Here is a 22,200-nt window from a genome sequence, read left to right on the forward strand (position 1 = left end):
GGGCCACGCGCGTCACGCGCAGCGGGCGATTAGCCGTTAACGCCTGGCGTCGCGTCGACCGTTGCGCGCATCCGGGGACGATGCCTCAGGCACGAAATCGACGCACAGCACGTGAGTGCCGTCGCGCTCGAACGCGATCGCCGCGGTGTAGCAGTCCTGAACATCGGCGAGCGAGTAGTGCGGTCCCATCATCGCGACGCGGCCCGGCGCCGCGAGCGCGTGCCGGAAATACGCGCGACGCGACCAGTTGGCGCGCGTCTCCGTATAGAGCGGCGCGAGCCGCTTCGGCGGAGGGGGCACCGATGCCGCCGTCACCGAAGGCTGGGTCTGCTCGCCGTGGCCGTCGGTGAGAAACACGCGGCGGGCTTCGCGCAGATGCCAGATCTTTTGCCCAGCCTGTTCGAGGTCGCCGGTTGCCTTGTAGGTGTCGGCGGCGGCGAGCACCGCTTCCGCGAAGCCCTCGAAACCGAGCGGCTGGTGGCCGGCGTGCGCGCGCTCGTACTCGGCGAACTTGCCCCAGATTGACGCGACAAGCGCCGGCACCTTCGTACAGGCAGCCTGCACGCTGCTCTTCGGCTGACCGAGCAAGAAGCCCTGAACGAAATCGACATCGGCCTGCATGAGGATCATCAGCTCTTCATCGGTCTCGACGCCTTCGGCGAGCACCAGCGTGCCCGACTGATGCAGCATCGCGATCAGATGGCTGATCATCGATTCGTCGCCCTCGCGCCTGCCGGCGCGCGCGACCAGCGAACGGTCAAGCTTGACGATGTCCGGGCGGAAGCGCCACACGCGGTCGAAGTTCGAAAAGCCGGTGCCGAAGTCGTCGATCGCGATCAGGAAGTCGCGCGGTTGCGAGGAGGCGAGCATGCTGGCGACGGCGGATTCATCGTCGGCGGGCTGCTCGAGCACTTCGATGACGATGCGCTCCTGCGGCAGCCCGAAATGTGCGGACAACTCGTCGATGAACGTGCGCTGCGGCCAGCCGGTTTCGAACACCTGCGGGCGAGTGTTGAGAAACAGCCACCCGGTGCTGATGCCTTGCTCCATGAAATTCGCGACATGCAGGCAACGCGCAATGCGGTCTAGCTCGCGCGCTTCAGCCGCGGAGCGCGTACCGGAGAACAGCACCTCGGGCGAGACGGGCAGGCCGACCGGATCGAATGCGCGCAACAGGCCCTCATAGCCGACCACGCACTGATGCGTGACCGACAGCACCGGCTGGAACACGCTGTGCAATGTCAACGCGCGCCAGGTCGCGGTCCACCCCGACTCGCCGCGAACCAGGTGCGGGAGCACGCCGCTTACGGTCAATTCGCTGACGGATGGCATAGAAGCGGGCATGAGAGCTTGCATGGGATTCTTGCGGCAAGGGGGGAAGGGGCATGCAAACCCATTCGTTGCGCAGCGCTCGCACACTCGAAGCGTCGACCGGACGAGACGAATACGTCTGGCGAGCACGGAGGGTGGTACCAGCTACGCTTGACTCCGGCGAATTGGTCAAAACGAGTCTAGCAGTTTGCAGCGCACAACAATGTGCGGGCCGTCACAAACTTACGGCCGCGAAAATTGTCCGCAAACCGGCCGCCTGCGGCCGTGCGGCAATGCATTGCGAGGAGTTCGCCGGAGCGTTTCGCGCGCTTGCCACGCGCGAAACCGATTATCAATCGCAATCAGTTCCAGTACCACGCCGAGGGTAGCAGGGCGCTCAGTGGTCGCCCGCCAAACTCCAGGCGTCGAAGGTGCTCACAGGTTAGTGCCGGCGCGGGGCGCTGGCGTGGTCGTTCGCCCCGGGGCTCGGCACGGCCTGGCTCTGCGGGTTTCGGTCCGATATGACGTTGCTGCGGCATGGCGGGCAGGGGCGAGATTCGTGCGTCGCCATGCTGGCCGGCGCACCTGGCGGCGGGTTCAGCGATCGACGGGTTATGCTGCTGCTTTTCGCAAAAAGGAGATCAGGCATGGCGGAAATCGCGGTGGTCGCAATTTCGGTGGCGAAGCCGGGGCATGAGGAGCAGTTGCGCGAGGCGCTCGAAGGCATCGTCGGGCCGACGCGCAATGAAGAGGGCGTGCTGCAGTACGACCTGCACCGCGACGTGCAGGAGCCGCGCCGGTTCGTGTTCGTCGAACGTTGGGAAAGCCAGGACGCGCTCGCGGCGCATGCGAAATCCGCGCATATCCAGGCTTATAAGAAGGCGGCCGCGGATTGGATCGAGCACGCGGAGATTCGCGTCGTGTCGAAGATCGCCTGAGTTCCGGCGCGGGCGTCAGGGGCGCGCGGACGCGGTGAGCAGGTGCCGCGGCCCGCGCCTCGCGCGCCGTCAACGATCAGTGGGTCGCTTGCGGGACATCGAGAATCAGGATGATGGTCCAGTCGGCGTCGCCGTCATGGTGATACTGGCGCTCCGCGACGATGAACGGCTGCTGTTTGCCAGCCGGGCCGAGAAACAGCACGTCGCCTTCCATCGGCAGGCATTCGACGGGCGGCAGCGCGAGGTACGCTTCCTGACCGCCACGCGGCATCAGTTTTTCAATCTTGCGGGATGCTGCTTCGGTCCATTCGATATCAAGCTGGATGTTGCTCATGCTGTCCTCCGCACCAAGGTGCGCACGGGTTAGGGGATGCCGGCGGCTTGCCGGTGGGTGCGCGACTTTAGCATACCGAAAGCGGCGCGCCGGCGGCCTCGTCACGCCGATGCGCGTGCGGACAGCCGCGTCAGCATCGATCGAATCACAGAAATAAAAAAGCCGAAACCGGCGCTGCCAGCTTCGGCTTTTTCACCTTCACGGCGCGGCCGCGAGGCGAGATCCTCGAAGTCGCTCAGGTACCCGAAGATTCCGCACCCTTCTTGGGATGATGCGGAGCCATCTTGTGATGCTTGGCCGGCGCGGCGGGTGCGGTTCCCATCGACTGCTCGCGGTTTTGCAATTCTTGCGCACGCTGCTCGACGTCTGCCGCCTTAGCCGGATCGGTGCTCGTCATGATGCCGCTGTCCTGCGCGTAAGCCGCACCGGCTGCGGCACAGAGGGAAACCAGGATCGCCAGGGACACTTTCTTCATCGTTACCTCCGTAGAGTGGTGGTGGACCCGAGAATTGCCTGTCCAGTGGGAAAGACAATGCATTCTATCGAGCTAACTCTGATCCAGCCGATTGCTTTGTAACTGCGCTAAACAATTGTTACATCTTGTAATTCGCGCACTCCGACTGCCATCCGAACAGCTTATACGATGCGCGCAGCCTCGCTGCGCCGGGGTGTCCGGATGCATTCGGCTGGACCCGGAAAACGGTTCACATCGTTGAATAACTCGCGATGTGCTCAACACACGAGGGCGAATGGCCGTCGTCGTTCGTCAGTACCAGCCGATCGCGCGATACAGATGAAATTGCGCAAGGCCGGCCAACTCATGCAGCGCGATTTCCGCGGCCTTGAGGTTATCGAGGTGCGGCAACATGCCGAGCCGTACGTACCGCGCGCTCGAAATCTGCGGCTGCGGCTCGACGCCGAAGCACTGAAAGTCGAGCAGCGCACGCGGCATGTGGTACGCGGACGTGACGAGTATCAACTTGTCGTAATGTGACTGGCCGACAATGGCTGAGACGTTGCGCGCGTTTTCGTAGGTAGTGCGGCTGCGGTTCTCGAGCACGATGTCCGAGCGCGGCACTTGCTGTCGCAGCAGATAGGGCAGGTAGGTGTCGGCTTCGGTTGCGCTATGCCGCTGCGGATTGCCGCCGCTGACGATGACCTGGCATGTGTTGGCCGTGCGCTTGCATGCCGCGTAGTTCCGCGCGCTGACCTCGATGCGCGAGAGCACGTCGCGCGGGGGCACCAGCACGTGGTCGTGGTTGTAGACCGTGCCGCCGCCGAGCAGGATGATCGCGGTGCGCGGCGCGAAGGTGGCGGTCGTGGCGCTCTGTCGTTGCGGCTGCGCCAGATCGAGCAGGGGCGCGGTCAGCCAGCCGGTTGCGAGCAGCCAGAACAGCGCGATCATGCAGACGATGAGCGGTCGGCGCGCGCGTTTCCAAAGCACGATTGCTGCAAAAAAAAGCGCTAATAAAGTGAATAGAATCAATTTAAATGGGGTAACGTATGTCTTTCGGGACAAATCTACGGGCTTGCCATCGCGCCTCGGCGGTCGCATCGCCGGTTCGTGGAGAGAACGCTAACATGCCGTTCTGACGGGGGTTCCGAAAACGAGACCAGGCAGCATCTGGCGGAAATCCGCCGCCAAACAGGCGGCGAGCTTCTGACCAGGGGCGGGTGCTACGTGCGTCGCCGGTGGCGCAGTGACGCGTGGGCATGAATGTGTCATAGCTGCACTTTAAGAAAGAAGTGAGATGACCACGTATTCCAACGAAGCGGTACTTGAAGCGCTGCGGCGAGCGCAATATCGTCAGGTTCCTTGGGCCAGAAGGCCGGGTGTCTTCCAATATCTTCGCACGCTGGGGCTGATGGACACCGTTCGGCAGCGAACGGTCGCGCCGGCGCCGGGCTTTCACGCCCCCGTCGACATTGCGGTGCTCACCGAACGTGGCAGAGCGGAATTTGCGCGGCTCGAGCACGACGAGCGTCTGCTTACGTGGACAGCGCAACGCATGAACGATTATGTTCTCGGCGCGGCCGAACCGCGGTCCGCCGCGACGGCCGAGGTCAGGTCTTAGCTCAGAGTTCATCGCTTTTCCGAATCACTGTCCGCCCGGGCTCGTCAACCCCTTGGCGGGCGTCCCCTTCCGCCGACCGGTCGCCGTGCGCGTCCGGAGGCGAATCTCGCCTTTTCCGTCGACGAAGCGGCAGCGCGGTTCGCGCCGGCTGTTGCTCTTGCGCATCTTCCACACTATTAACGTCTCGCGGGCGAAAAAAAAGCCCGTATCGCGAAGATACGGGCATACCGGAATTACTACTGCCACGCTGTGCTAATGGCGTTGAGTCAGACTGGCGACGCGCCCGGTGGTTCCCCGATCCTGTATGCGCAATGCAAGAGACCGTGCACAGCCTCGCACGTCGCGCTGTTCGGGTGGCCCCGGGACATCAACGCCGTCGCTGATCTTCGCGCGGCGCATCAGGCCGTGCCCGCACGTTGCTGGCGATGTCGCCGCGCAAGTCGCCACGCGGCGCCGGCGGCGTGAAGTCGCGGTTGCGCGCCTCGCTTTGCTGCCACGCTTCCAGCGTCGCCGGACGGTCCGGGCGCCAGTTCCACCCCTGCGGGCGTTGTTGAGCGAATGCCGGCGCGGCCATCGATGAAATCACAATGCCGCACAACAGCAGTGACATTGGTTTCATTCCGAAATCCCCCTCGACCTCAAGTCCGTCGACTCAAAGCCTGTTTGCATAGGTATTAAGGTATGCCGGGGTGCGAAAGCACGCTGTAATTAATAGTAAATGGATGTTTCACCCGGAGCTATCTGTCGGGTTGGGAGTCTGAGGCAGCGCGGGTTGAACGCTGTAGCGGTCATGCGCAAGGACCGCCGAAACAGACGGGCGCGCGAAAGCAGGGGGAAGAAGCGTCTCGCGAAGAGCGCCAAAGGGGAGCGGGTCGTGGGCGCGCACGCAACCGAAGAAAAGTCGGCTGGATAAAAAACCGGGCGCCCGCAGGTGCCCGGTGACAACGTAGTTTCGCGTCAGGCCATCTTGACCGGCGCGCGCCACGATTCCGGATTGGTCCAGAACGCGCCGCGCAGACGGTCGCGGCTCGGCGGTGCCGGCGGTTTCGCGGCCGTTGCGCCGATCCGGCCGCGCAGCGAAATCTCGCGGCCGCTCGTGCCAAGCCGCTTCACGATTTCAGCGAGCGTGCCATCGGCCTGCCACTCGTCGAAGCGCCGGCGGCAGGTCGGCGGCGACGGGTAGCGGCCCGGCAGCTTGGACCAGCCTTCGCCCGTCGAGAGCACCCAAAGCACGGCGTTGACCACCGACCGCGCTTCCACGCGCGGTCGACCGCGCCGTTCGCTGCGCGCCGGCTCGGCACAGAACAAAGCCTCGACCAGCGCCCACTCGTTATCTCTCAAATCGTCGAACAGCATCATGTTTCACCTCAGCGAAGCTAACCCCGGTGCGCTGCCCCGCGCCGCGCACTCTTCATGCACTCGATAGGCGAGTGCCAAAGGGGACGGGCTTGCCACGGATTACCTTGGTAGTCGGAAACCATGGCGCCGACCCTGTGCGTCTCTCGTCGCACGAAGTGTGCCAATTTGATTCCAATCGCCCGAAAGCCCCGTGGCGGCGGGCCCGCGCGGGCGCCAACCAGGGGCGTATAAGAATCCAAAAAACCCTTCTCCGAAATCGGGACAATCACCAATCTTGTGCAGGGAGGCCCGACCAGCGTGCGTGCGCGCCTTTTTGCTGCGTTGCAGCGAGCGCTGCGGAAGGTGTTATGCCGCGTGGATTTGGCCATACAATGCGCATCAAAATGCCCTATTGATGAGGTGAGTAAATGAATGTGACGCTGCGACAGCTCAGGGTTTTCATCGAAGTGGCGCGCCTGCAGAGCTTCAGCCGGGCCGGTGACGAAATCGGCCTCACGCAGTCGGCGGTCAGCCGCTGCGTGCGCGAGCTCGAAAGCGAGATCGGCCTGAAGCTCATCGATCGCACGACGCGCGAGGTGCAACTGACCGATGTCGGCGGCAACCTCGTGTCGAGCGTTTCGCGGCTGCTGTCGGACCTCGACGATGCGTTGCGCGAGATCCGGGAGATTGGCGAGCAGCGCAGGGGACGCGTGGTGGTCGCGGCGAGCCCGACCGTCGCGTGCCGCCTGATGCCGCGCGTCGTCGCGTCTTGCGGGCAGCAGTTTCCTTATGTGACGCTCGGTCTGCGCGACGACGTGCAGAGCGACGTGGTGCGCAAGGTGAAATCAGGCGAGGTGGACTTCGGCGTGATCATCGGCCCGTTCTCCGACGACGATCTGCTCAGCGAAACGCTGATGACCGACTCGTTCTGCGTCGTGTCGCGCGATGATCATCCTCTCGCCGCGCGCAAGCAGGTCACGTGGAAGGACCTCGACGGCGAGCAACTCGTGATGCTCGATTACGCGTCGGGCAGCCGCCCGCTCATCGACGCCGCGATGCAGGCGCAGGGCGTGAGCGCCACCGTGGTGCAGGAACTCGGTCATTCGGCGACCGTGTTCGGGCTGGTCGAGGCGGGTGTCGGGATCAGCGTGCTGCCGTGGCTCGCGCTGCCGTTGCCGGCGGGGGCGTCGCTGGTTGCGCGTCCTCTGGTGCCGCGCGCCGAGCGGCTCGTCGAGCTGGTGCGGCGGCGCGACCGGTCGCTGTCGCCCGCGGCCGAGGCGGTATGGAATCTGATCCGGCAATTGCCGGGGCGGGCAGAGGAGCTGAATTAACTGGCGCAATCGGCGCGCGGCATGTCTGTCCGCCGGGTTGGCGCACTGCAAGGCCGGCCTCGCACCTGCAGCCCGCTTCGCCGCTGCCCGGCTACCCGTCGCGCTAAACTACCGACTTCATTGCGCCCGCCTTCGCGGTTGCGCCCCGAGCCTCTTGTCCTTCATCCCCGGAAGCCTCGATGAGCGAATTGGACCTGTCCGTGCCCTCCATCCCGAATGCGCGCGACGCCGTGCGCGCGCTGCGTCCATCGCAAATCCGTGAAGTCGCGAACGCCGGTTTCGGCGTCGACGACGTGCTGCCGTTCTGGTTCGGCGAGTCCGACCGCGTGACACCCGCGTTCATCCGCGACGCCGCGAGCGCCGCGCTTGCCGCCGGCGCTACTTTCTACACGCACAACCTGGGCATCGCGCCGTTGCGCGCGGCACTCGCCGGCTACGTCAGCGCGTTGCACGGTGCGACGTCGCCCGAGCATGTCGCGGTGACGAGCGCAGGCGTCAACGCGCTGATGCTCGCCGCGCAGCTGGTGGTCGGCGCCGGCGATCGGGTGGTCGCGGTTACGCCGCTGTGGCCGAATCTGGTCGAGATTCCGAAGATTCTCGGCGCGCACGTCGAAACCGTCGCGCTCGGATACGGCGAACACGGCTGGCAGCTCGACGTCGGGCAATTGCTGGCTGCGCTGACACCCGACACGAAGATGCTGATGATCAACTCGCCGAACAATCCGACCGGCTGGGTGATGAATCGCGACGACCAGCGCACCGTGCTGGAACACTGCCGGCGTCACGGGATCTGGATCGTCGCGGACGAAGTCTACGAGCGGCTCTACTATCCCGGCGACGGCGCCGCCGAGGCGGCAGGCGCGCGGACCGCGCCGTCGTTTCTCGACCTCGCGGCGCGCGACGAACGCGTGATCTGCGTGAATTCGTTTTCGAAAGCCTGGCTGATGACCGGATGGCGGCTCGGCTGGATCGTCGCGCCGACCGCATTGATGGACGACCTGGCGAAGCTGGTCGAGTACAACACCTCGTGCGCGCCGGCGTTCGTGCAGCAGGCGGGCATCGCGGCGCTCGAGCAGGGCGAGGGCTTTACGCAGGAGCTGGTGCGCAACTTGAGGACGTCGCGCGATCATCTGGTGCGCGCGCTGTCGGCGGTGCCGGGCGTCGATGTGAAGGCGCCGCTGGGCGCGATGTATCTGTTCTTTTCGATGCCGGGCTCGACGCGCAGCCTCGATTTGTGCAAGGCGATGGTGCGCGAAGTCGGGCTCGGCGTGGCGCCGGGCAGCGCGTTCGGGCCGCAGGGTGAGGGGTTCGTGCGCTGGTGCTATGCGTGCGATACGGCGCGGCTCGATGCGGGCGTCGAGCGCTTGACGCAGTTTCTGGCGGACCACGCCGGCGCCTGATCCCCGACCTGGCGCGCTCACTGCGCCGCGCCTCGTCTTGCGAGCCGCGAGCGGCAAATAGTCACCCATCATGAGATTTTCTTTCTGGCGGCTTAGCCGGGGCGCTCGCGGGCGCACCGGTCGGCGCCGCGGCAGTAGATGCACGGGGGATAGCAGCTTTACGCCCCGGTTGTTTTTGCGTAATATGGCGCTCAGTCACGCGATTCCTTTCAGGAATATCGCTGCTCCGTCCGGCTGGGTCTGGCTCGATAAGTCTGTTCGCCGCCCCCCGGTGCGTGCTCCCATCAATATGACCGATCAGAATCGGGCGAGCGCGTCTTCAGTTCCACATCGTCTGTTTGATCCGGTTCTTTGACCACAGGGTCTGACCTAGCTGCATGAATACCCAAGAGGCGAAGATCGTCCTCGAGACTGCCTTGATCTGCGCGCAGGAGCCGTTAAAGCTCGGCGATTTGCGCAAGCTCTTTGCCGACGGCGTGTCGGCAGACACTGTTCGGACTTTGCTCGAAGACCTGAAGCGGGACTGGTCTGGGCGCGGTGTGGAGCTGGTCGGGCTGGCGTCGGGCTGGCGGTTTCAAAGCAAGCCCGCGATGCGTTCGTATCTGGATCGGTTGCATCCGGAAAAACCGCCGAAGTATTCGCGCGCGGTGCTCGAAACGCTCGCGATCATTGCCTATCGGCAACCGGTGACACGGGGCGATATCGAAGAAATTCGCGGTGTGACGGTGAATACGCAGGTCGTCAAGCAACTCGAGGACCGCGGCTGGATCGAGGTGATCGGTCATCGCGACGTGCCGGGACGTCCTGCGCTGTATGCGACCACGCGCCAGTTCCTCGACGACCTCGGCCTGACCGCGCTCGACGAGCTGCCGCCGCTTGCCGATCCGTCTGCGCAACTGAACGCGGATCTGCTGGGTCAGCACGCGATCGAGTTTGCTGAGGGCGATGCGCAAAGCGTGCAGCCGGCAGAGCAGAACTCGGCGAGTGAGGCTGGCGAGCCGGCTTCGCTGGAAGCGGCGCAAGCCGACGCGGCGCAGTACGCCGCGTCGGGATTCGAAGCGCAGCGGCACGAGACCGTAGCCGGGTCGACGTCCGAGCCGGAGGCCCATGCCGAAGCGGCCGGGCAGGCCGGCACGACAAATGCGTCGGGCGCGCCGTACGACACGCAACAAGAGCCCGAACCGGCAGCGCGGACCGGCGTTACCGGCTTGGCACAGCATCACGATCCGGTCGCCCAGACCGATCCGGAAACACCCGCGCAAGACTCGGGCGTAGTTCGCAATACGGAGCACGCCACCGGGCCGAACCCGATCGAGGCGGCGCACGACGATCCCGAGGATCGCCGCGATGCCGCGCAGGACGCAGGCTTTCTGACCGACGACGAAACCGAGTCGCGCAGCGCCTGACGTAACCGAACTTTTTTTTGCCGCGCCCGCAATGGGCGCGCGCGACCTGACATTTTGAGGTTGTTTTGACACATACCCACGACACCGATTCGTCCGAATCCGAGCGCGCCGTGCCGTCGGCGCGGACCGACGAACGCACCACGCAAGCGTCGGCAGGCGAAGGCGAGCGCCCGGCTCACGGCGCGGAAGCAGACGGCGAAGAGCGTCCGCGCCGCGGTCTGCGTCGCGGGCCGCGCAGCCTGATCGCGCGACGGCGCGCCGGCGCGAAGACGAAGGCAGTTGAGGGCGCGCCCGCAGAGGGCGCGCCGGTAGTCTCCGAGGCGCCGCCGGATGGCGAGGTCGTCGCGCCGGTGCGCACGCCGCGCAAGGATGCGGGCGCCAAGCAGGGCGGTCGACGCAACGCCGGCGGAGCGAAGCGCGAGGGCGCGTCGCGCGAAGGCCAGCGTGAACGTCAGCCGCGCGAAGGCCAGCGAGAGGGGCAACGCGAGGGCCAGCGCCACAACCGTCGCGGCGCCGATGCGGCTGCGGCCACGGATTCGGCTCAGGATGATCTGTTCTCGTACGTGACGTCGCCGGCGTTCGATGCCGACAACAGCGCGACTGGTGGCGTGCGCGCGCCGATGCTGCGCCGCGGCAAGCCCGCAGGCCCGAAACGCGTGCTCTCGCCCGACGACGACGCGCCGAAGCTGCACAAGGTGCTCGCCGAAGCGGGCATGGGCTCGCGCCGCGATATGGAGGAGCTGATCATCGCCGGCCGCGTGTCGGTGAACGGCGAGCCGGCGCACATCGGCCAGCGCATCATGCCGACCGACCAGGTCCGCATCAACGGCAAGCCGGTCAAGCGCAAGCTCGCCAGCAAGCCGCCGCGCGTGCTTCTGTACCACAAACCGACCGGCGAAATCGTCAGCCACGCGGACCCGGAAGGCCGTCCGTCGGTGTTCGACAAGCTGCCGCCGATGAAGACCGCCAAGTGGGTCGCGGTCGGCCGTCTCGACTTCAACACAGAGGGTCTGCTGATGCTGACCACGTCGGGCGATCTCGCGAACCGCTTCATGCATCCGCGCTATAGCGTCGAGCGTGAGTACGCGGTGCGCGTCGTCGGCGAACTCGCCGAGGGCATGCGTCAGAAGCTGCTGCACGGCGTCGAACTCGAGGACGGCCCGGCGAATTTCCTGCGCATCCGCGACGGCGGTGGCGAAGGCACCAATCACTGGTACCACGTCGCGCTCGCCGAGGGGCGGAATCGCGAAGTGCGCCGCATGTTCGAGGCGGCCGGCCTGATGGTCAGCCGGCTGATTCGCACGCGCCACGGCTCGATTTCGCTGCCCAAGGGCCTGAAACGCGGCCGCTGGGAAGAGCTCGAGGACAATCAGGTGCGCGCGCTGATGGCATCGGTCGGCCTGAAGGCGCCGACCGAGGAGCGCGGCAGTCGTAATGCGGCGCCGGAGCGTCGTCAGCCGGATCCGATGCAGACGTCGATGGGCTTCATCAACCGCGAGCCGGTGTTGATGTCGCACAGCCGCTTCGAACAGCAGCCCCGTGGACAGGGTCGCCGTGGCGCGGCGGCCGGTGGCTTTGGCGCGGGCGCGGGTTTCGGTGCCGGCGCGGCCAATCGGGGCGCCGGTGGCCAGCGCGGCCGGGACGTTGACGGCAATCGCGCGCCATCGCCCAACGGCAATCGTGCGCGTACCGGTGGCAAGCGTGCCGGCCAGGCGCCGGGCAGTGGCGGCGGCAATCGCGCGCCAGGCGGCAATCGGGGCGGTAACGCGAACCGTGCTGGTGGCAACGCGGGTCCGGGCGGCGCAAATCGTGGCGGCGGCGCGCCGCGCGGACGCTCACGCGGCCGGTAAGCGGGGCGCAAAGCGGCGCTTGAGGGATGGCCGTTGAGGGGCCACCCTTTCGTGAAGGTCGCTTGGCCGCATGGCTGCCGGATGCTTCAGACGGCTCGTCCAGCAATCGCGAGGCATCAATCCCGGGCGTTTGCGGGGCTGGCCGTTTATCGTTTTCAGCGATTTTTGCGGCCGGGTGTTCGGCGCATTCCGGCGGTTTCCTGAGGCTTCAAACGCCGTGCGATACGACGGCCAGGACATAAAGCGAGCGCTTCGACGAAAAAAGTTGGCGCAGCCCTTCCAGGTCCCTTTCCGGACCGCTCGGGCGACCTCGCAAAAGCCCGGATTCGTCGCCACATAGTCGAAAGATTCCCATGAAATCAAGTGGAAATACGCGACGCCCGGCGTTCTGCGGATTGCGTTTGGGCCGAAAAATGGCTACAATCGCGAAGTCGCTGGGCGTACGATTTCATGTGCGGCTCAGGTGCGACCACCGGCAATAAGATGATGGGCGTTCAGCCCATTTTTTTTTGCCGCTCAGTTCTTCGTGGTTCGGCATCTCGGGTTCGCACTAACGTGCGCCGGCTAGGCGCGCGGCCCGCATTGGTTGTTTGCAGAAGAGGCGAGGCTCGCTGCGCGAACATCTAAGAGGGCACTGTGCAACTGACGGAACTGATTGAAACCACGGTCGTGGGACTCGGCTACGAGCTCGTCGATCTCGAGCGCACCGGGCGCGGCATGTTGTGTATCTATATCGACCAGCCGGCCGGCATCGCGATCGAAGACTGCGAGAAAGTCACGCGTCAGCTCCAGCACGTTCTGACGGTCGAAAATATCGATTACGAGCGGCTCGAAGTGTCGTCGCCCGGTCTCGACCGCCCGCTGAAAAAACTGGCGGATTTTGAACGCTTCGCGGGCAGCGAAGCGGTTATCACACTGAAAAAGCCATTGGACGGTCGGAAATCGTACCGGGGTATCTTGCATGCTCCGCAGGGCGAGACGATCGGTCTGGAATTTGAAGGAAAAGAAGGCGCCGCGATGCTCGATTTCACGCTCGCGGACATGGACAAGGCGCGCCTTGTTCCGAAAGTTGACTTTAGGAGCCGCAAACAATGAGTCGCGAAGTGTTGATGCTGGTGGATGCGCTGGCACGCGAGAAGAATGTCGATAAGGACGTGGTATTTGCCGCGCTCGAAGCGGCTCTCGCTTCGGCCTCCAAGAAACTCTTCGAAGAAGATGCGGATATCCGCGTCCACATCGACCGTGAAAGCGGCGAGCACGAAACGTTTCGCCGCTGGAAGGTGGTACCGGACGAAGCTGGTTTGCAGGAGCCGGATCAGGAAATCCTGCTGTTCGAGGCGCGCGAGCAACAGCCGACTATCCAGCTCGACGAGTACATCGAGGAGCCGGTGCCGTCGATCGAATTCGGCCGTATCGGTGCGCAGGCCGCCAAGCAGGTGATCCTGCAAAAGGTGCGTGACGCCGAGCGCGAGCAGATCCTGAACGACTTCCTCGAACGCGGCGAACACATCATGACCGGCTCGGTGAAGCGCCTCGACAAGGGCAACTTCATCGTCGAATCGGGCCGTGTCGAAGCGCTCCTGCGCCGCGACCAGCTGATCCCGAAGGAAAACCTGCGCGTGGGCGACCGCGTGCGTGCCTATATTGCGAAGGTCGATCGCACTGCCCGTGGTCCGCAGATCGAGCTGTCGCGTACCGCGCCGGAATTCCTGATGAAGCTGTTCGAGATGGAAGTGCCGGAAATCGAGCAGGGCCTGCTCGAGATCAAGGCGGCGGCTCGAGATCCGGGTGTGCGTGCGAAGATCGGTGTGGTCGCTTATGACAAGCGCATCGATCCGATCGGCACCTGCGTCGGTATCCGCGGCTCGCGCGTGCAGGCCGTGCGCAACGAGCTCGGTGGCGAAAACGTCGACATCGTGCTATGGTCGGAAGACCCCGCCCAGTTCGTGATCGGCGCGCTCGCGCCGGCAGCCGTGCAGTCGATCGTCGTCGATGAAGAAAAGCATTCGATGGACGTCGTCGTCGACGAGAACGAACTTGCGGTCGCGATCGGCCGCAGCGGCCAGAACGTGCGTCTTGCCAGCGAGCTCACCGGCTGGCAAATCAACATCATGACGCCGGACGAATCTGCGCAGAAGCAGAATCAGGAGCGCGGCGTCCTGCGCGACCTGTTCATGGCGCGTCTCGATGTGGACGAGGAAGTCGCCGACATCCTGATCGACGAAGGCTTCACGAGCCTCGAAGAGATCGCTTATGTGCCGCTCAACGAAATGCTCGAAATCGAGGCATTCGACGAAGATACCGTTCACGAACTGCGCAACCGATCGCGCGACGCGCTGTTGACGTTGGCAATCGCGAACGAAGAAAAGGTCGAGAATGTGGCACTCGACCTGAAGAGCCTGGACGGCATGGACGCCGACCTGCTCGCAAAGCTGGCTGAACACCAGGTCCAGACGCGGGACGAACTCGCCGAACTGGCCGTGGATGAACTGGTCGAGATGACCGGTATGCAAGAGGATGCCGCTAAGGCGTTGATCATGAAAGCACGTGAACACTGGTTCCAGTGAGAAATGACCATGGCGCACTAAATTGACGCGGCCGTTAGGCCGCATGACACGATGCTAACCGCAAGGAATCGGTCCTTGCATTAAGAGGAATGAATGGCGAGTAACAACGTAGCCCAATTTGCCGCGGAACTAAAAATGCCTGCAGGCGTGCTGCTCGAGCAGCTGCAGGCGGCGGGCGTCACAAAAGCGAGCGAAGACGACAACCTGTCCGAGGCGGACAAGGCGCGTCTGCTCGACCACTTGCGCAAGTCCCACGGCTCGACTGATGCGGACAAGCGCAAGATCACGCTGACGAAACGGCATACGTCGGAAATCAAGCAATCCGATGCGACGGGCAAAGCTCGCACCATTCAGGTCGAGGTGCGCAAGAAGCGCACGTTCGTCCGCCGCGATGAGGCCGTCGCGGAAGGCGGGGATGCATCGAATCATGTGGCCGAAAACGCGGACGCCGAAGACCTCGAGTTGCAGCGTCGTGAGGAAGAAGCACGTCACGAAGCGGAGCTGCTCGAAAAGCAGGCGCAGGAGCTGAAGGCGCGCCAGGAACAGCTCGAGCGCGAAGAGGCCGAGCGTCAGGCGCGCGAGCAGGCTGCGGAAGCCGAACGTCAGCGCGCGGAAGATGAGGCGAAGAAGCGCGCGGCGGCTGCGGCCGAGGCGGTGGCTCGCGAGAAGGCCCAGCAGGCGGCTCAAGCCGCTGCACCGACTGCCGCGAAGGCAAGCGAGCAGGACGACGAGCGTGCAGCCGCGGAACGCGCTGCGCAACGCGAAGCCGCGAAGAAAGCGGAAGACGCCGCGCGTGTCGCCGCTGAAAAGGCGCGTGCCGAACAGGAAGAAATCGCCAAGCGCCGCGCGGCGGCCGAAGCCGAAGCGCGCGCGATTCGCGAAATGATGAACACGCCGCGCAAGGCGCAGGTGAAGGCGCCGGAACCTGCGCCGAAGCCCGCCGAGCCGGCCAAGGCAGCCGAAGCCAAGGGTACGCTGCACAAGCCGGCGCGTCCGGCTGGCGAAGCGCCGGCGCGCCCGGCAGCCAGGAAGCCGGCAACTGCCGCGGCGCCGGCACCCGCGAGCGCACCGTCTGCGGGCGACAAGAAGAAGCCGGCCGGCGGTAAGAGCGGCTGGCAGGACGACGCAGCGAAGCGCCGCGGCATCAAGACGCGCGGCGACTCGAGCGGCGGTGTCGACCGCGGCTGGCGCGGCGGTCCGAAGGGCCGCGGCAAGCATCAGGAACAGGCCACTACGTTCCAGGCGCCGACCGAGCCGATCGTGCGTGAAGTACACGTGCCGGAAACCATCACGGTCGCGGATCTCGCGCACAAGATGGCGGTGAAGGCGTCGGAAGTCATCAAGGTGATGATGAAGCTTGGCCAGATGGTCACGATCAACCAGATGCTGGACCAGGAAACGGCGATGATCATCGTCGAGGAACTGGGTCATCGTGCGGTTGCGGCGAAGCTGGACGATCCGGAAGCAATGCTGGTCGAAGGCGAAGCGACCGATGCCGAAGCGCTGCCTCGTCCGCCGGTCGTCACGGTGATGGGCCACGTCGACCACGGCAAGACCTCGTTGCTCGACTATGTCCGTCGTGCGAAGGTTGCCGCGGGCGAAGCGGGCGGCATTACGCAGCATATCGGCGCTTACCACGTCGAAACGCCGCGCGGCGTGATCACGTTCCTCGATACGCCGGGTCACGAAGCCTTTACGGCAATGCGTGCCCGCGGTGCGAAGGCGACCGACATCGTCATTCTGGTGGTTGCCGCCGACGACGGCGTGATGCCGCAGACGAAGGAAGCGATCTCCCACGCGAAGGCCGGCGGCGTGCCGCTCGTCGTCGCGATCAACAAGATCGACAAGCCTGATGCGAATCCGGAGCGCGTGAAGCAGGAACTCGTCGCCGAAGGCGTCGTGCCGGAAGAGTACGGTGGCGACTCGCCATTCGTGCCGGTGTCGGCGAAGACTGGCGCGGGCATCGACGATCTGCTCGAAAACGTGCTGCTGCAGGCCGAAGTGCTTGAACTGAAGGCACCGGTCGAATCGCCGGCCAAGGGTCTCGTGATCGAAGCGAAGCTCGACAAGGGTAAGGGTCCGGTCGCAACGATCCTCGTCCAGTCGGGTACGCTGAACCGCGGGGACGTCGTGCTGGCAGGCAGCGCCTATGGTCGCGTGCGTGCAATGCTCGACGAAACCGGCAAGCCGACCAAGTCCGCTGGTCCGTCGATCCCGGTCGAAATCCAGGGTCTGTCGGAAGTGCCGCAGGCGGGCGAAGAAGTGATCGTGATGCCGGACGAGCGCAAGGCGCGTGAAGTTGCTCTGTTCCGTCAGGGCAAGTTCCGCGACGTCAAGCTCGCGAAGCAGCAGGCCGCGAAGCTCGAGACCATGCTCGAACAGATGGGCGAAGGCGAAGTGCAGTACATGCCGCTCATCGTCAAGGCCGACGTGCAGGGTTCGCAGGAAGCGCTGGTGCAATCTCTGCAGAAGCTTTCCACTGACGAAGTGCGCGTGCAGATCGTGCACGGCGCGGTTGGCGGCATCAGCGAGTCGGACGTCAACCTCGCGACGGCGTCGAAGGCAGTCATCATCGGCTTCAACACCCGCGCGGATGCGCAGGCTCGCAAGCTCGCGGAAGCCAATGGCGTCGATATCCGCTACTACAACATCATCTACGACGCAGTGGATGACGTGAAGGCGGCGATGTCGGGCATGCTGGCGCCGGAGAAGCGCGAAGTCGTGACGGGCACGGTCGAAGTGCGCCAGGTCTTCAAGGTGCCGAAGGTCGGCTCCGTGGCCGGCTGTATGGTTACGGACGGTTTCGTCAAGCGCTCGTCGTCGGTGCGCGTGTTGCGCAACAACGTCGTCATCTTCACGGGCGAGCTCGATTCGCTCAAGCGCTTCAAGGACGACGTGAAGGAAGTCCGTCAGGGCTTCGAGTGCGGTATGTCGATCAAGAACTTCAACGATATCGTCGAAGGCGATCAGTTCGAAGTTTTCGAGGTCACCGAAGTCGCGCGTACGCTGTAATTCACGCGGCACGGCACAACGGGCGGAACGGGCTTGACGCCCGCTCCGCCCGTTGTTTTTGAGCCCGCTACGTCGAGTTTGTTGCCGGCTTCGTTGCCGCGTTCATCGTGAATGGGCCCAAAGCGCGAGACCATCGCATCGACGGGCCGCTCACAGGCTGCGGCGACGCGCGACGCCGTCGTATCGAATGGATAACAAACACGGCTCGCGCGAACCATTTTTTGCATCCGTCATCGCGGAGCACACAACACCATGTCTAAAAAACGTACTTCTCCCAATCGCAACGTCCAGATCGCCGATCAGATCCAGCGCGACCTGGCTGAGCTGCTGCGCGAGGTCAAGGATCCGCGCATCGGCATCGTCACGTTTCAGAGCGTCGAGCTGACGCCCGACTACGCGCACGCGAAGGTCTACTTCACGACGCTGACGGGCGACCCGCAGCAGACGCTTGAAGCACTGACGCATGCGGCCGGCCATTTGCGCAATCTGCTGTTCAAGCGCCTGCATATCCATACGGTGCCGACGCTGCATTTCCACTACGACAAGACGATCGAGCGCGCTGTCGAAATGTCGCGTCTGATCGACGAGGCAAATTCCACGCGCGCGAAGGACGACTGAGCGACTGCTACGCCGCGGTGCTCGATGTAGCGCGCGGCGCCGATTTTCGTATTTCCCGAACGTTCTGCCTCACTCGACATGACCGCACCTCAACGCCCCCGCGTGCCGCGTCGCGCGCTCGACGGCGTGCTGTTGCTCGACAAGCCGCTCGGCCTGTCGAGCAATGACGCGCTGGTCCGCGCGAAACGTCTCTATCTGGCGAAAAAGGCGGGCCACACCGGCACGCTCGACCCGCTCGCAACCGGCCTGTTGCCACTGTGCTTTGGCGAGGCCACCAAGTTTTCGCAAGACCTGCTCGAAGCCGACAAGACCTACGAGGCTACGATGCGCCTCGGCATACGCACGACCACTGGCGACGCCGAAGGCGAGGCGCTCGACATTCGAGCGGTCAATTGCGACGAAGCGGCGGTGCGGGCGGCCTTGCCACGCTTGATCGGCGAGATCGTTCAGATTCCGCCGATGTACTCGGCGCTCAAGCGCGACGGCAAGCCCCTGTACGAGTACGCGCGCGCCGGCCAGACGGTCGAACGGGAAGGGCGGCAGGTGACGATTCACGCGCTTGAGCTGATCGCCTGCGCGCTGCCGGAAGTGAAGTTTCGCGTGACGTGCAGCAAGGGCACCTATGTGCGCACACTCGCTGAGGATATCGGCGAGGCGCTTGGCTGCGGTGCGCATCTGGTCGCGCTCCGGCGCACGGGCGTCGGCGCGCTGACCCTCGAGCATTCGGTCACGCTCGACGCGTTGTCCGACGCGGCCCCGGCCGAACGCGACGCATGGCTGCAACCGGTCGACGCGTTGCTATCGACGTTCCCGCAGGTCTGTCTCAACGACGACGACACGCGCCGCTTCCTCCACGGACAGCGGCTGAAGCTGTCGTCGTTGACGATTGCCGCCGATGCCTTGAATGCGCCGCGCGTGAGGGTGTACTCGGCGCAAGGGCGGCTTCTCGGTGTCGCGAGGCCAGCCGAAGGCGTGCTTGCACCCGAACGTCTGGTCGTGACGACGGAGAACTAGACGCGCAGTTTTGTCAGTCGCATGCGGACAATAAAAAAGCGGGATCGCCCGATAGCGATCCCGCTTTTTACATGCCGTCTACGATGCAGTGTCGAACTAGCGCAATAGCACAACCTACGGGCTCAATGCGCCGCGGCCGCCGCCGCTCCCGCATCGCCACCTGCGCGTTCCGGTCGCGTGATCCAGATGAGCGCGATCAGCGCGACAAAAATACCGGCCGAAATGAAGAACAGATCGTTCACGCCGAGCTGCGCGGCTTGCTGCGTGACCATGGTGTTGAAGAGACCATAGGTCTGCTGCTGATTCAGGCCCGCCGCGCCCATCTGTTGAATCGACTGGCCAAATGCCGGGTTGTAAGCGTTCGCCTGCTCGGTCAGTTGCGCGTGATGCATGATCGTGCGGTGATCCCACGCAGTTTGGAAGATCGACGTGCCGATACCGCCGCACATGATCCGCACGAAGTTCGACAGCCCCGACGCGGCCGGGATCCGATGGCCCGGCAAGCCCGACAGCGTAATCGACACGAGCGGAATGAAGAAGCCGGCCATGCCGATGCCCTGGATCAGCGTGGGCAGCATCAACGAGTACGTATCGACGCCCGTCGTGTAACGCGAGCGCATCCAGAAACACAGCGCGAAAATCAGGAACGACAGGGTCGCGATGTAGCGCGGATCGGTTCGCGGCAGGATCTTGCCGGTGAGCGGCGACAGCAGGATCGCGAACAGACCGACGGGCGCCATTACGAGTCCGGCTTCGGTCGCGGTGTAGCCGATATCGGTCTGCAGCCACAGCGGCAGCAGCACGAGGTTGCCGAAGTAAAGCCCATAGCCGATCGATAGCGCGATCGTGCCGCCGGTGAAGTTGCGCCGCGTGAACAGCGACAGGTCGACCACCGGATGCTCGGCCGTCAGCTCCCAGACGATAAAGAACGCGAGCGCGAGCACCGCGACGAGCGCGAGCACAACGATCGTGGTCGACGAGAACCAGTCGAGATCCTTGCCCTTGTCGAGCATGACTTGCAGCGAGCCGACCCAGACGATCAGAAGACCGAGGCCGACGCCGTCGATCGGTGCCTTCCTGATGACCGAATCGCGGTTGCGAAAGATTGTCCACGTGGCGACGGCCGCCATCGCCCCGACCGGAATGTTGACGTAGAAAATCCACGGCCAGGAGATGTTGTCGGAAATCCAGCCGCCAAGAATCGGACCGGCAACCGGCGCGATCAGCGTGGTCATTGCCCACATCGATAGCGCCATCGGTGCCTTCGCGCGCGGATAGCTTGCGAGCAGCAGCGTCTGCGACAGCGGGATCATCGGGCCGGCCACCGCGCCTTGCAGCACGCGTGACGCAAGCAGGAACGGCAGGTTCGGCGAGAGCCCGCACATCCACGACGACAGCACGAACAGCACGATCGACGCCATGAACAGACGCACCTGGCCGATGCGGTCGGTAAGCCAGCCAGTCAGCGGCACCGAGATTGCGTTGGCCACCGCAAACGATGTGATCACCCACGTGCCCTGGTCGGACGACACGCCGAGGTCGCCGGAAATCGACGGGATCGACACGTTCGCGATCGACGTGTCGAGCACGTTCATGAACACGGCGAGCGACACCGCGATAGTGCCGATTACCAGTTGCGCGCCCTCGAGCGGCGGGTGAGGGACTTGCGCCTGAGCCTGAGCCATTAAAAGAGCCTTCTATGAATCGTCGGGCTGAGCCTTAGCTCTTTTTGGCCGCCGGCTTCGCGGCCGCGCCGTTCTGCGCCGTCGGCTTCTGCGAGCCGCCGTTCACGTTCGGGCCGGCATTTTCCGAGATGATGCGTGCGATTTCCGCGTCAGCTTCCGCGCCGTATTTGTCGAAGACGTTGGTCTGGTAAGTCGTGGTCGGTGCCTGGCCAAGCTGGCCGCCGGTGCCGTCCTTGATGTTGACGTCAGCCTGCATCGACAGACCGATACGCAGCGGGTGCTTCTCGAGTTCCTGCGGATCGAGCGAAATACGCACCGGCAGACGCTGCACGACCTTGATCCAGTTACCGGTCGCGTTCTGCGCGGGCAGCAGCGAGAACGCCGAACCCGTGCCGGCCGAGAAGCCGACCACCTTGCCGTGAAACGGCACCGATGAGCCATACACGTCAGCCGTCAGTTCGACCGGCTGGCCGATACGCATGTGCTTCAGCTGCACTTCCTTGAAGTTCGCGTCGACCCACACGTCATGCAGCGGCACGATCGCCATCAGAGGCGTGCCCGGCGACACGCGCTGGCCGACCTGCACCGAGCGCTTCGCGACATAGCCAGTGACCGGCGCGGGCAGCGTGTTGCGAGCGTGGTTCAGGTAGGCGTCGCGCAGCTTTGCGGCGGCCGCCTGCACGTTCGGGTGATCGGCGATCGTGGTGTTCGCGGTCAGCGCGCGGTTTGCCGCGAGCTGCTGTTTGGCGGCGTCGAGCGCGGCCTGCGCGGACTTCACGGAGTCGCGTGCGTGCGAGATTTCTTCCTGCGATACCGCGCCGGTCTGCGCGACCGTCAGACGGCGCTTCAGGTCGTCCTGGGCGCGCGACAGATCAGCCTGGCGCGCCGCGACCTGCGCTTCGTACTGGCTGTCGTCGGCAAACAGGCCACGCACCTGGCGCACCACCTGAGCGAGATTCGCCTCGGCCTGTTGGAGCGCAACGCGCGCGTCGGCCGGGTCGAGCACGACGAGCGGGTCGCCGGCCTTCACGACCTGGGTGTCGTCCGCGTTGACCGCAATCACGGTGCCCGTGACCTGCGGCGTGATCTGCACGACGTTGCCGCTCACGTAGGCGTCGTCGGTATCTTCATGGAAGCGTGCGTCGAGGAAGTAGTAGAGACCGTAGGCGGCGGCCGCGATCAGGATCACGATGACGAGCAGCGTCATCATGCGCTTGCGTTTGCCGTTGGTCGCCGCTTGCGGTGGAGTAGCGGGCTGCTGGGGGGTGCTCATTGATTTGCTCCGGGCTCTTTTAAACGTCGTCGTTTATTCAGGTGTTCG

At 64.5% G+C, this 22,200-nt stretch carries 18 protein-coding genes and 1 pseudogene; 11 read left to right on the top strand and 8 right to left on the bottom strand.

Features of this window, described 5'->3' with window-relative positions; translation table 11 throughout:
• Nucleotides 1–36: 36 nt before the first annotated feature.
• Nucleotides 37–1,332 carry an EAL domain-containing protein gene (locus L0U81_RS05945; protein WP_233804236.1) on the bottom strand — a complete coding sequence of 432 codons (1,296 nt, stop codon included), beginning with the start codon at nt 1,330–1,332 and terminating at the stop codon, nt 37–39.
• 626 nt (nt 1,333–1,958) lie between these two features.
• Here L0U81_RS05945 and L0U81_RS05950 point away from each other — a divergent pair.
• Nucleotides 1,959–2,249: a putative quinol monooxygenase gene (locus tag L0U81_RS05950; RefSeq protein ID WP_233800803.1), complete on the top strand. Its 291-nt coding sequence runs from the start codon at nt 1,959–1,961 to the stop codon at nt 2,247–2,249.
• Nucleotides 2,250–2,325: 76 nt separating this feature from the next.
• Here L0U81_RS05950 and L0U81_RS05955 read toward each other — a convergent pair whose 3' ends face one another.
• The 3 genes from L0U81_RS05955 to L0U81_RS05965 all read right to left on the bottom strand — a co-directional run bounded on the left by L0U81_RS05955 (nt 2,326) and on the right by L0U81_RS05965 (nt 4,069).
• Complete coding sequence (locus L0U81_RS05955; protein ID WP_008923870.1) at nt 2,326–2,583, bottom strand: hypothetical protein; 258 nt, start codon at nt 2,581–2,583, stop codon at nt 2,326–2,328.
• A 235-nt stretch (nt 2,584–2,818) separates the two neighbouring features.
• Nucleotides 2,819–3,058, bottom strand: coding sequence for a hypothetical protein (locus L0U81_RS05960; RefSeq protein ID WP_233800804.1), 240 nt, complete (start codon nt 3,056–3,058; stop codon nt 2,819–2,821).
• A gap of 291 nt (nt 3,059–3,349) precedes the next feature.
• Nucleotides 3,350–4,069 (bottom strand): YdcF family protein, encoded by a 720-nt coding sequence (locus L0U81_RS05965; protein ID WP_442793388.1) that lies wholly within the window; start codon nt 4,067–4,069, stop codon nt 3,350–3,352.
• Between the two features lie 265 nt (nt 4,070–4,334).
• On the opposite strand from L0U81_RS05965, the gene L0U81_RS05970 reads away from it, so the two are divergent.
• Complete coding sequence (locus L0U81_RS05970) at nt 4,335–4,658, top strand: hypothetical protein (protein WP_233800806.1); 324 nt, start codon at nt 4,335–4,337, stop codon at nt 4,656–4,658.
• Nucleotides 4,659–5,025: 367 nt separating this feature from the next.
• Here L0U81_RS05970 and L0U81_RS05975 read toward each other — a convergent pair whose 3' ends face one another.
• Entirely contained in the window at nt 5,026–5,277 is a 252-nt protein-coding gene (locus L0U81_RS05975; RefSeq protein WP_233800808.1) for a hypothetical protein, read from the bottom strand.
• 341 nt (nt 5,278–5,618) lie between these two features.
• Nucleotides 5,619–6,014 (bottom strand): annotated as a pseudogene (locus L0U81_RS05980) (transposase); the annotation flags it as partial.
• A 410-nt stretch (nt 6,015–6,424) separates the two neighbouring features.
• On the opposite strand from L0U81_RS05980, the gene L0U81_RS05985 reads away from it, so the two are divergent.
• The 9 genes from L0U81_RS05985 (at nt 6,425) to truB (ending at nt 19,194) form a co-directional block, all read left to right on the top strand.
• Complete coding sequence (locus L0U81_RS05985) at nt 6,425–7,327, top strand: LysR family transcriptional regulator (protein ID WP_233800812.1); 903 nt, start codon at nt 6,425–6,427, stop codon at nt 7,325–7,327.
• Between the two features lie 179 nt (nt 7,328–7,506).
• Entirely contained in the window at nt 7,507–8,727 is a 1,221-nt protein-coding gene (locus L0U81_RS05990) for a pyridoxal phosphate-dependent aminotransferase (protein ID WP_233800814.1), read from the top strand.
• Between the two features lie 377 nt (nt 8,728–9,104).
• Nucleotides 9,105–10,133, top strand: a complete 1,029-nt coding sequence (gene scpB / locus L0U81_RS05995) for an SMC-Scp complex subunit ScpB (RefSeq protein ID WP_233800816.1) — start codon at nt 9,105–9,107, stop codon at nt 10,131–10,133.
• Between the two features lie 65 nt (nt 10,134–10,198).
• Nucleotides 10,199–11,983: a 23S rRNA pseudouridine(2605) synthase RluB gene (rluB, locus tag L0U81_RS06000; RefSeq protein WP_233800817.1), complete on the top strand. Its 1,785-nt coding sequence runs from the start codon at nt 10,199–10,201 to the stop codon at nt 11,981–11,983.
• 636 nt (nt 11,984–12,619) lie between these two features.
• Entirely contained in the window at nt 12,620–13,078 is a 459-nt protein-coding gene (gene rimP / locus L0U81_RS06005; protein WP_006052964.1) for a ribosome maturation factor RimP, read from the top strand.
• Nucleotides 13,075–14,550, top strand: coding sequence for a transcription termination factor NusA (gene nusA / locus L0U81_RS06010; protein ID WP_233800818.1), 1,476 nt, complete (start codon nt 13,075–13,077; stop codon nt 14,548–14,550). The genes rimP and nusA overlap by 4 nt, the downstream gene beginning before the upstream one ends.
• Nucleotides 14,551–14,643: 93 nt before the next feature.
• A complete protein-coding gene (gene infB / locus L0U81_RS06015; RefSeq protein WP_233800819.1) occupies nt 14,644–17,562 on the top strand; it encodes a translation initiation factor IF-2 in 2,919 nt (972 codons plus the stop codon).
• Between the two features lie 252 nt (nt 17,563–17,814).
• Nucleotides 17,815–18,180: a 30S ribosome-binding factor RbfA gene (gene rbfA, locus L0U81_RS06020; RefSeq protein ID WP_062123527.1), complete on the top strand. Its 366-nt coding sequence runs from the start codon at nt 17,815–17,817 to the stop codon at nt 18,178–18,180.
• A gap of 78 nt (nt 18,181–18,258) precedes the next feature.
• Complete coding sequence (gene truB / locus L0U81_RS06025) at nt 18,259–19,194, top strand: tRNA pseudouridine(55) synthase TruB (RefSeq protein WP_233800820.1); 936 nt, start codon at nt 18,259–18,261, stop codon at nt 19,192–19,194.
• 122 nt (nt 19,195–19,316) lie between these two features.
• Here truB and L0U81_RS06030 read toward each other — a convergent pair whose 3' ends face one another.
• Together L0U81_RS06030 and L0U81_RS06035 are read right to left on the bottom strand one after the other, a co-directional pair.
• A complete protein-coding gene (locus L0U81_RS06030) occupies nt 19,317–20,879 on the bottom strand; it encodes a DHA2 family efflux MFS transporter permease subunit (protein ID WP_233800821.1) in 1,563 nt (520 codons plus the stop codon).
• 34 nt (nt 20,880–20,913) lie between these two features.
• Nucleotides 20,914–22,152 (bottom strand): EmrA/EmrK family multidrug efflux transporter periplasmic adaptor subunit, encoded by a 1,239-nt coding sequence (locus tag L0U81_RS06035; RefSeq protein ID WP_233800822.1) that lies wholly within the window; start codon nt 22,150–22,152, stop codon nt 20,914–20,916.
• Nucleotides 22,153–22,200 lie beyond the last annotated feature (48 nt).

It is taken from the genome of Paraburkholderia sp. HP33-1, assembly GCF_021390595.1.
Lineage (GTDB): Bacteria > Pseudomonadota > Gammaproteobacteria > Burkholderiales > Burkholderiaceae > Paraburkholderia.

Bases quoted from the DNA above. Each gene is read 5' to 3' on its own strand.
- L0U81_RS05990 (WP_233800814.1), top strand. From the start codon at position 7,507: ATGAGCGAATTGGACCTGTCCGTGCCCTCCATCCCGAATGCGCGCGAC.
- scpB (WP_233800816.1), top strand. From the start codon at position 9,105: ATGAATACCCAAGAGGCGAAGATCGTCCTCGAGACTGCCTTGATCTGC.
- L0U81_RS05985 (WP_233800812.1), top strand. From the start codon at position 6,425: ATGAATGTGACGCTGCGACAGCTCAGGGTTTTCATCGAAGTGGCGCGC.
- L0U81_RS05975 (WP_233800808.1), bottom strand. From the start codon at position 5,277: ATGAAACCAATGTCACTGCTGTTGTGCGGCATTGTGATTTCATCGATG.
- rbfA (WP_062123527.1), top strand. From the start codon at position 17,815: ATGTCTAAAAAACGTACTTCTCCCAATCGCAACGTCCAGATCGCCGAT.
- truB (WP_233800820.1), top strand. From the start codon at position 18,259: ATGACCGCACCTCAACGCCCCCGCGTGCCGCGTCGCGCGCTCGACGGC.
- nusA (WP_233800818.1), top strand. From the start codon at position 13,075: ATGAGTCGCGAAGTGTTGATGCTGGTGGATGCGCTGGCACGCGAGAAG.
- L0U81_RS06030 (WP_233800821.1), bottom strand. From the start codon at position 20,879: ATGGCTCAGGCTCAGGCGCAAGTCCCTCACCCGCCGCTCGAGGGCGCG.
- L0U81_RS05970 (WP_233800806.1), top strand. From the start codon at position 4,335: ATGACCACGTATTCCAACGAAGCGGTACTTGAAGCGCTGCGGCGAGCG.
- L0U81_RS05945 (WP_233804236.1), bottom strand. From the start codon at position 1,332: ATGCCATCCGTCAGCGAATTGACCGTAAGCGGCGTGCTCCCGCACCTG.
- L0U81_RS06035 (WP_233800822.1), bottom strand. From the start codon at position 22,152: ATGAGCACCCCCCAGCAGCCCGCTACTCCACCGCAAGCGGCGACCAAC.
- L0U81_RS05960 (WP_233800804.1), bottom strand. From the start codon at position 3,058: ATGAAGAAAGTGTCCCTGGCGATCCTGGTTTCCCTCTGTGCCGCAGCC.
- L0U81_RS05955 (WP_008923870.1), bottom strand. From the start codon at position 2,583: ATGAGCAACATCCAGCTTGATATCGAATGGACCGAAGCAGCATCCCGC.
- infB (WP_233800819.1), top strand. From the start codon at position 14,644: ATGGCGAGTAACAACGTAGCCCAATTTGCCGCGGAACTAAAAATGCCT.
- L0U81_RS05950 (WP_233800803.1), top strand. From the start codon at position 1,959: ATGGCGGAAATCGCGGTGGTCGCAATTTCGGTGGCGAAGCCGGGGCAT.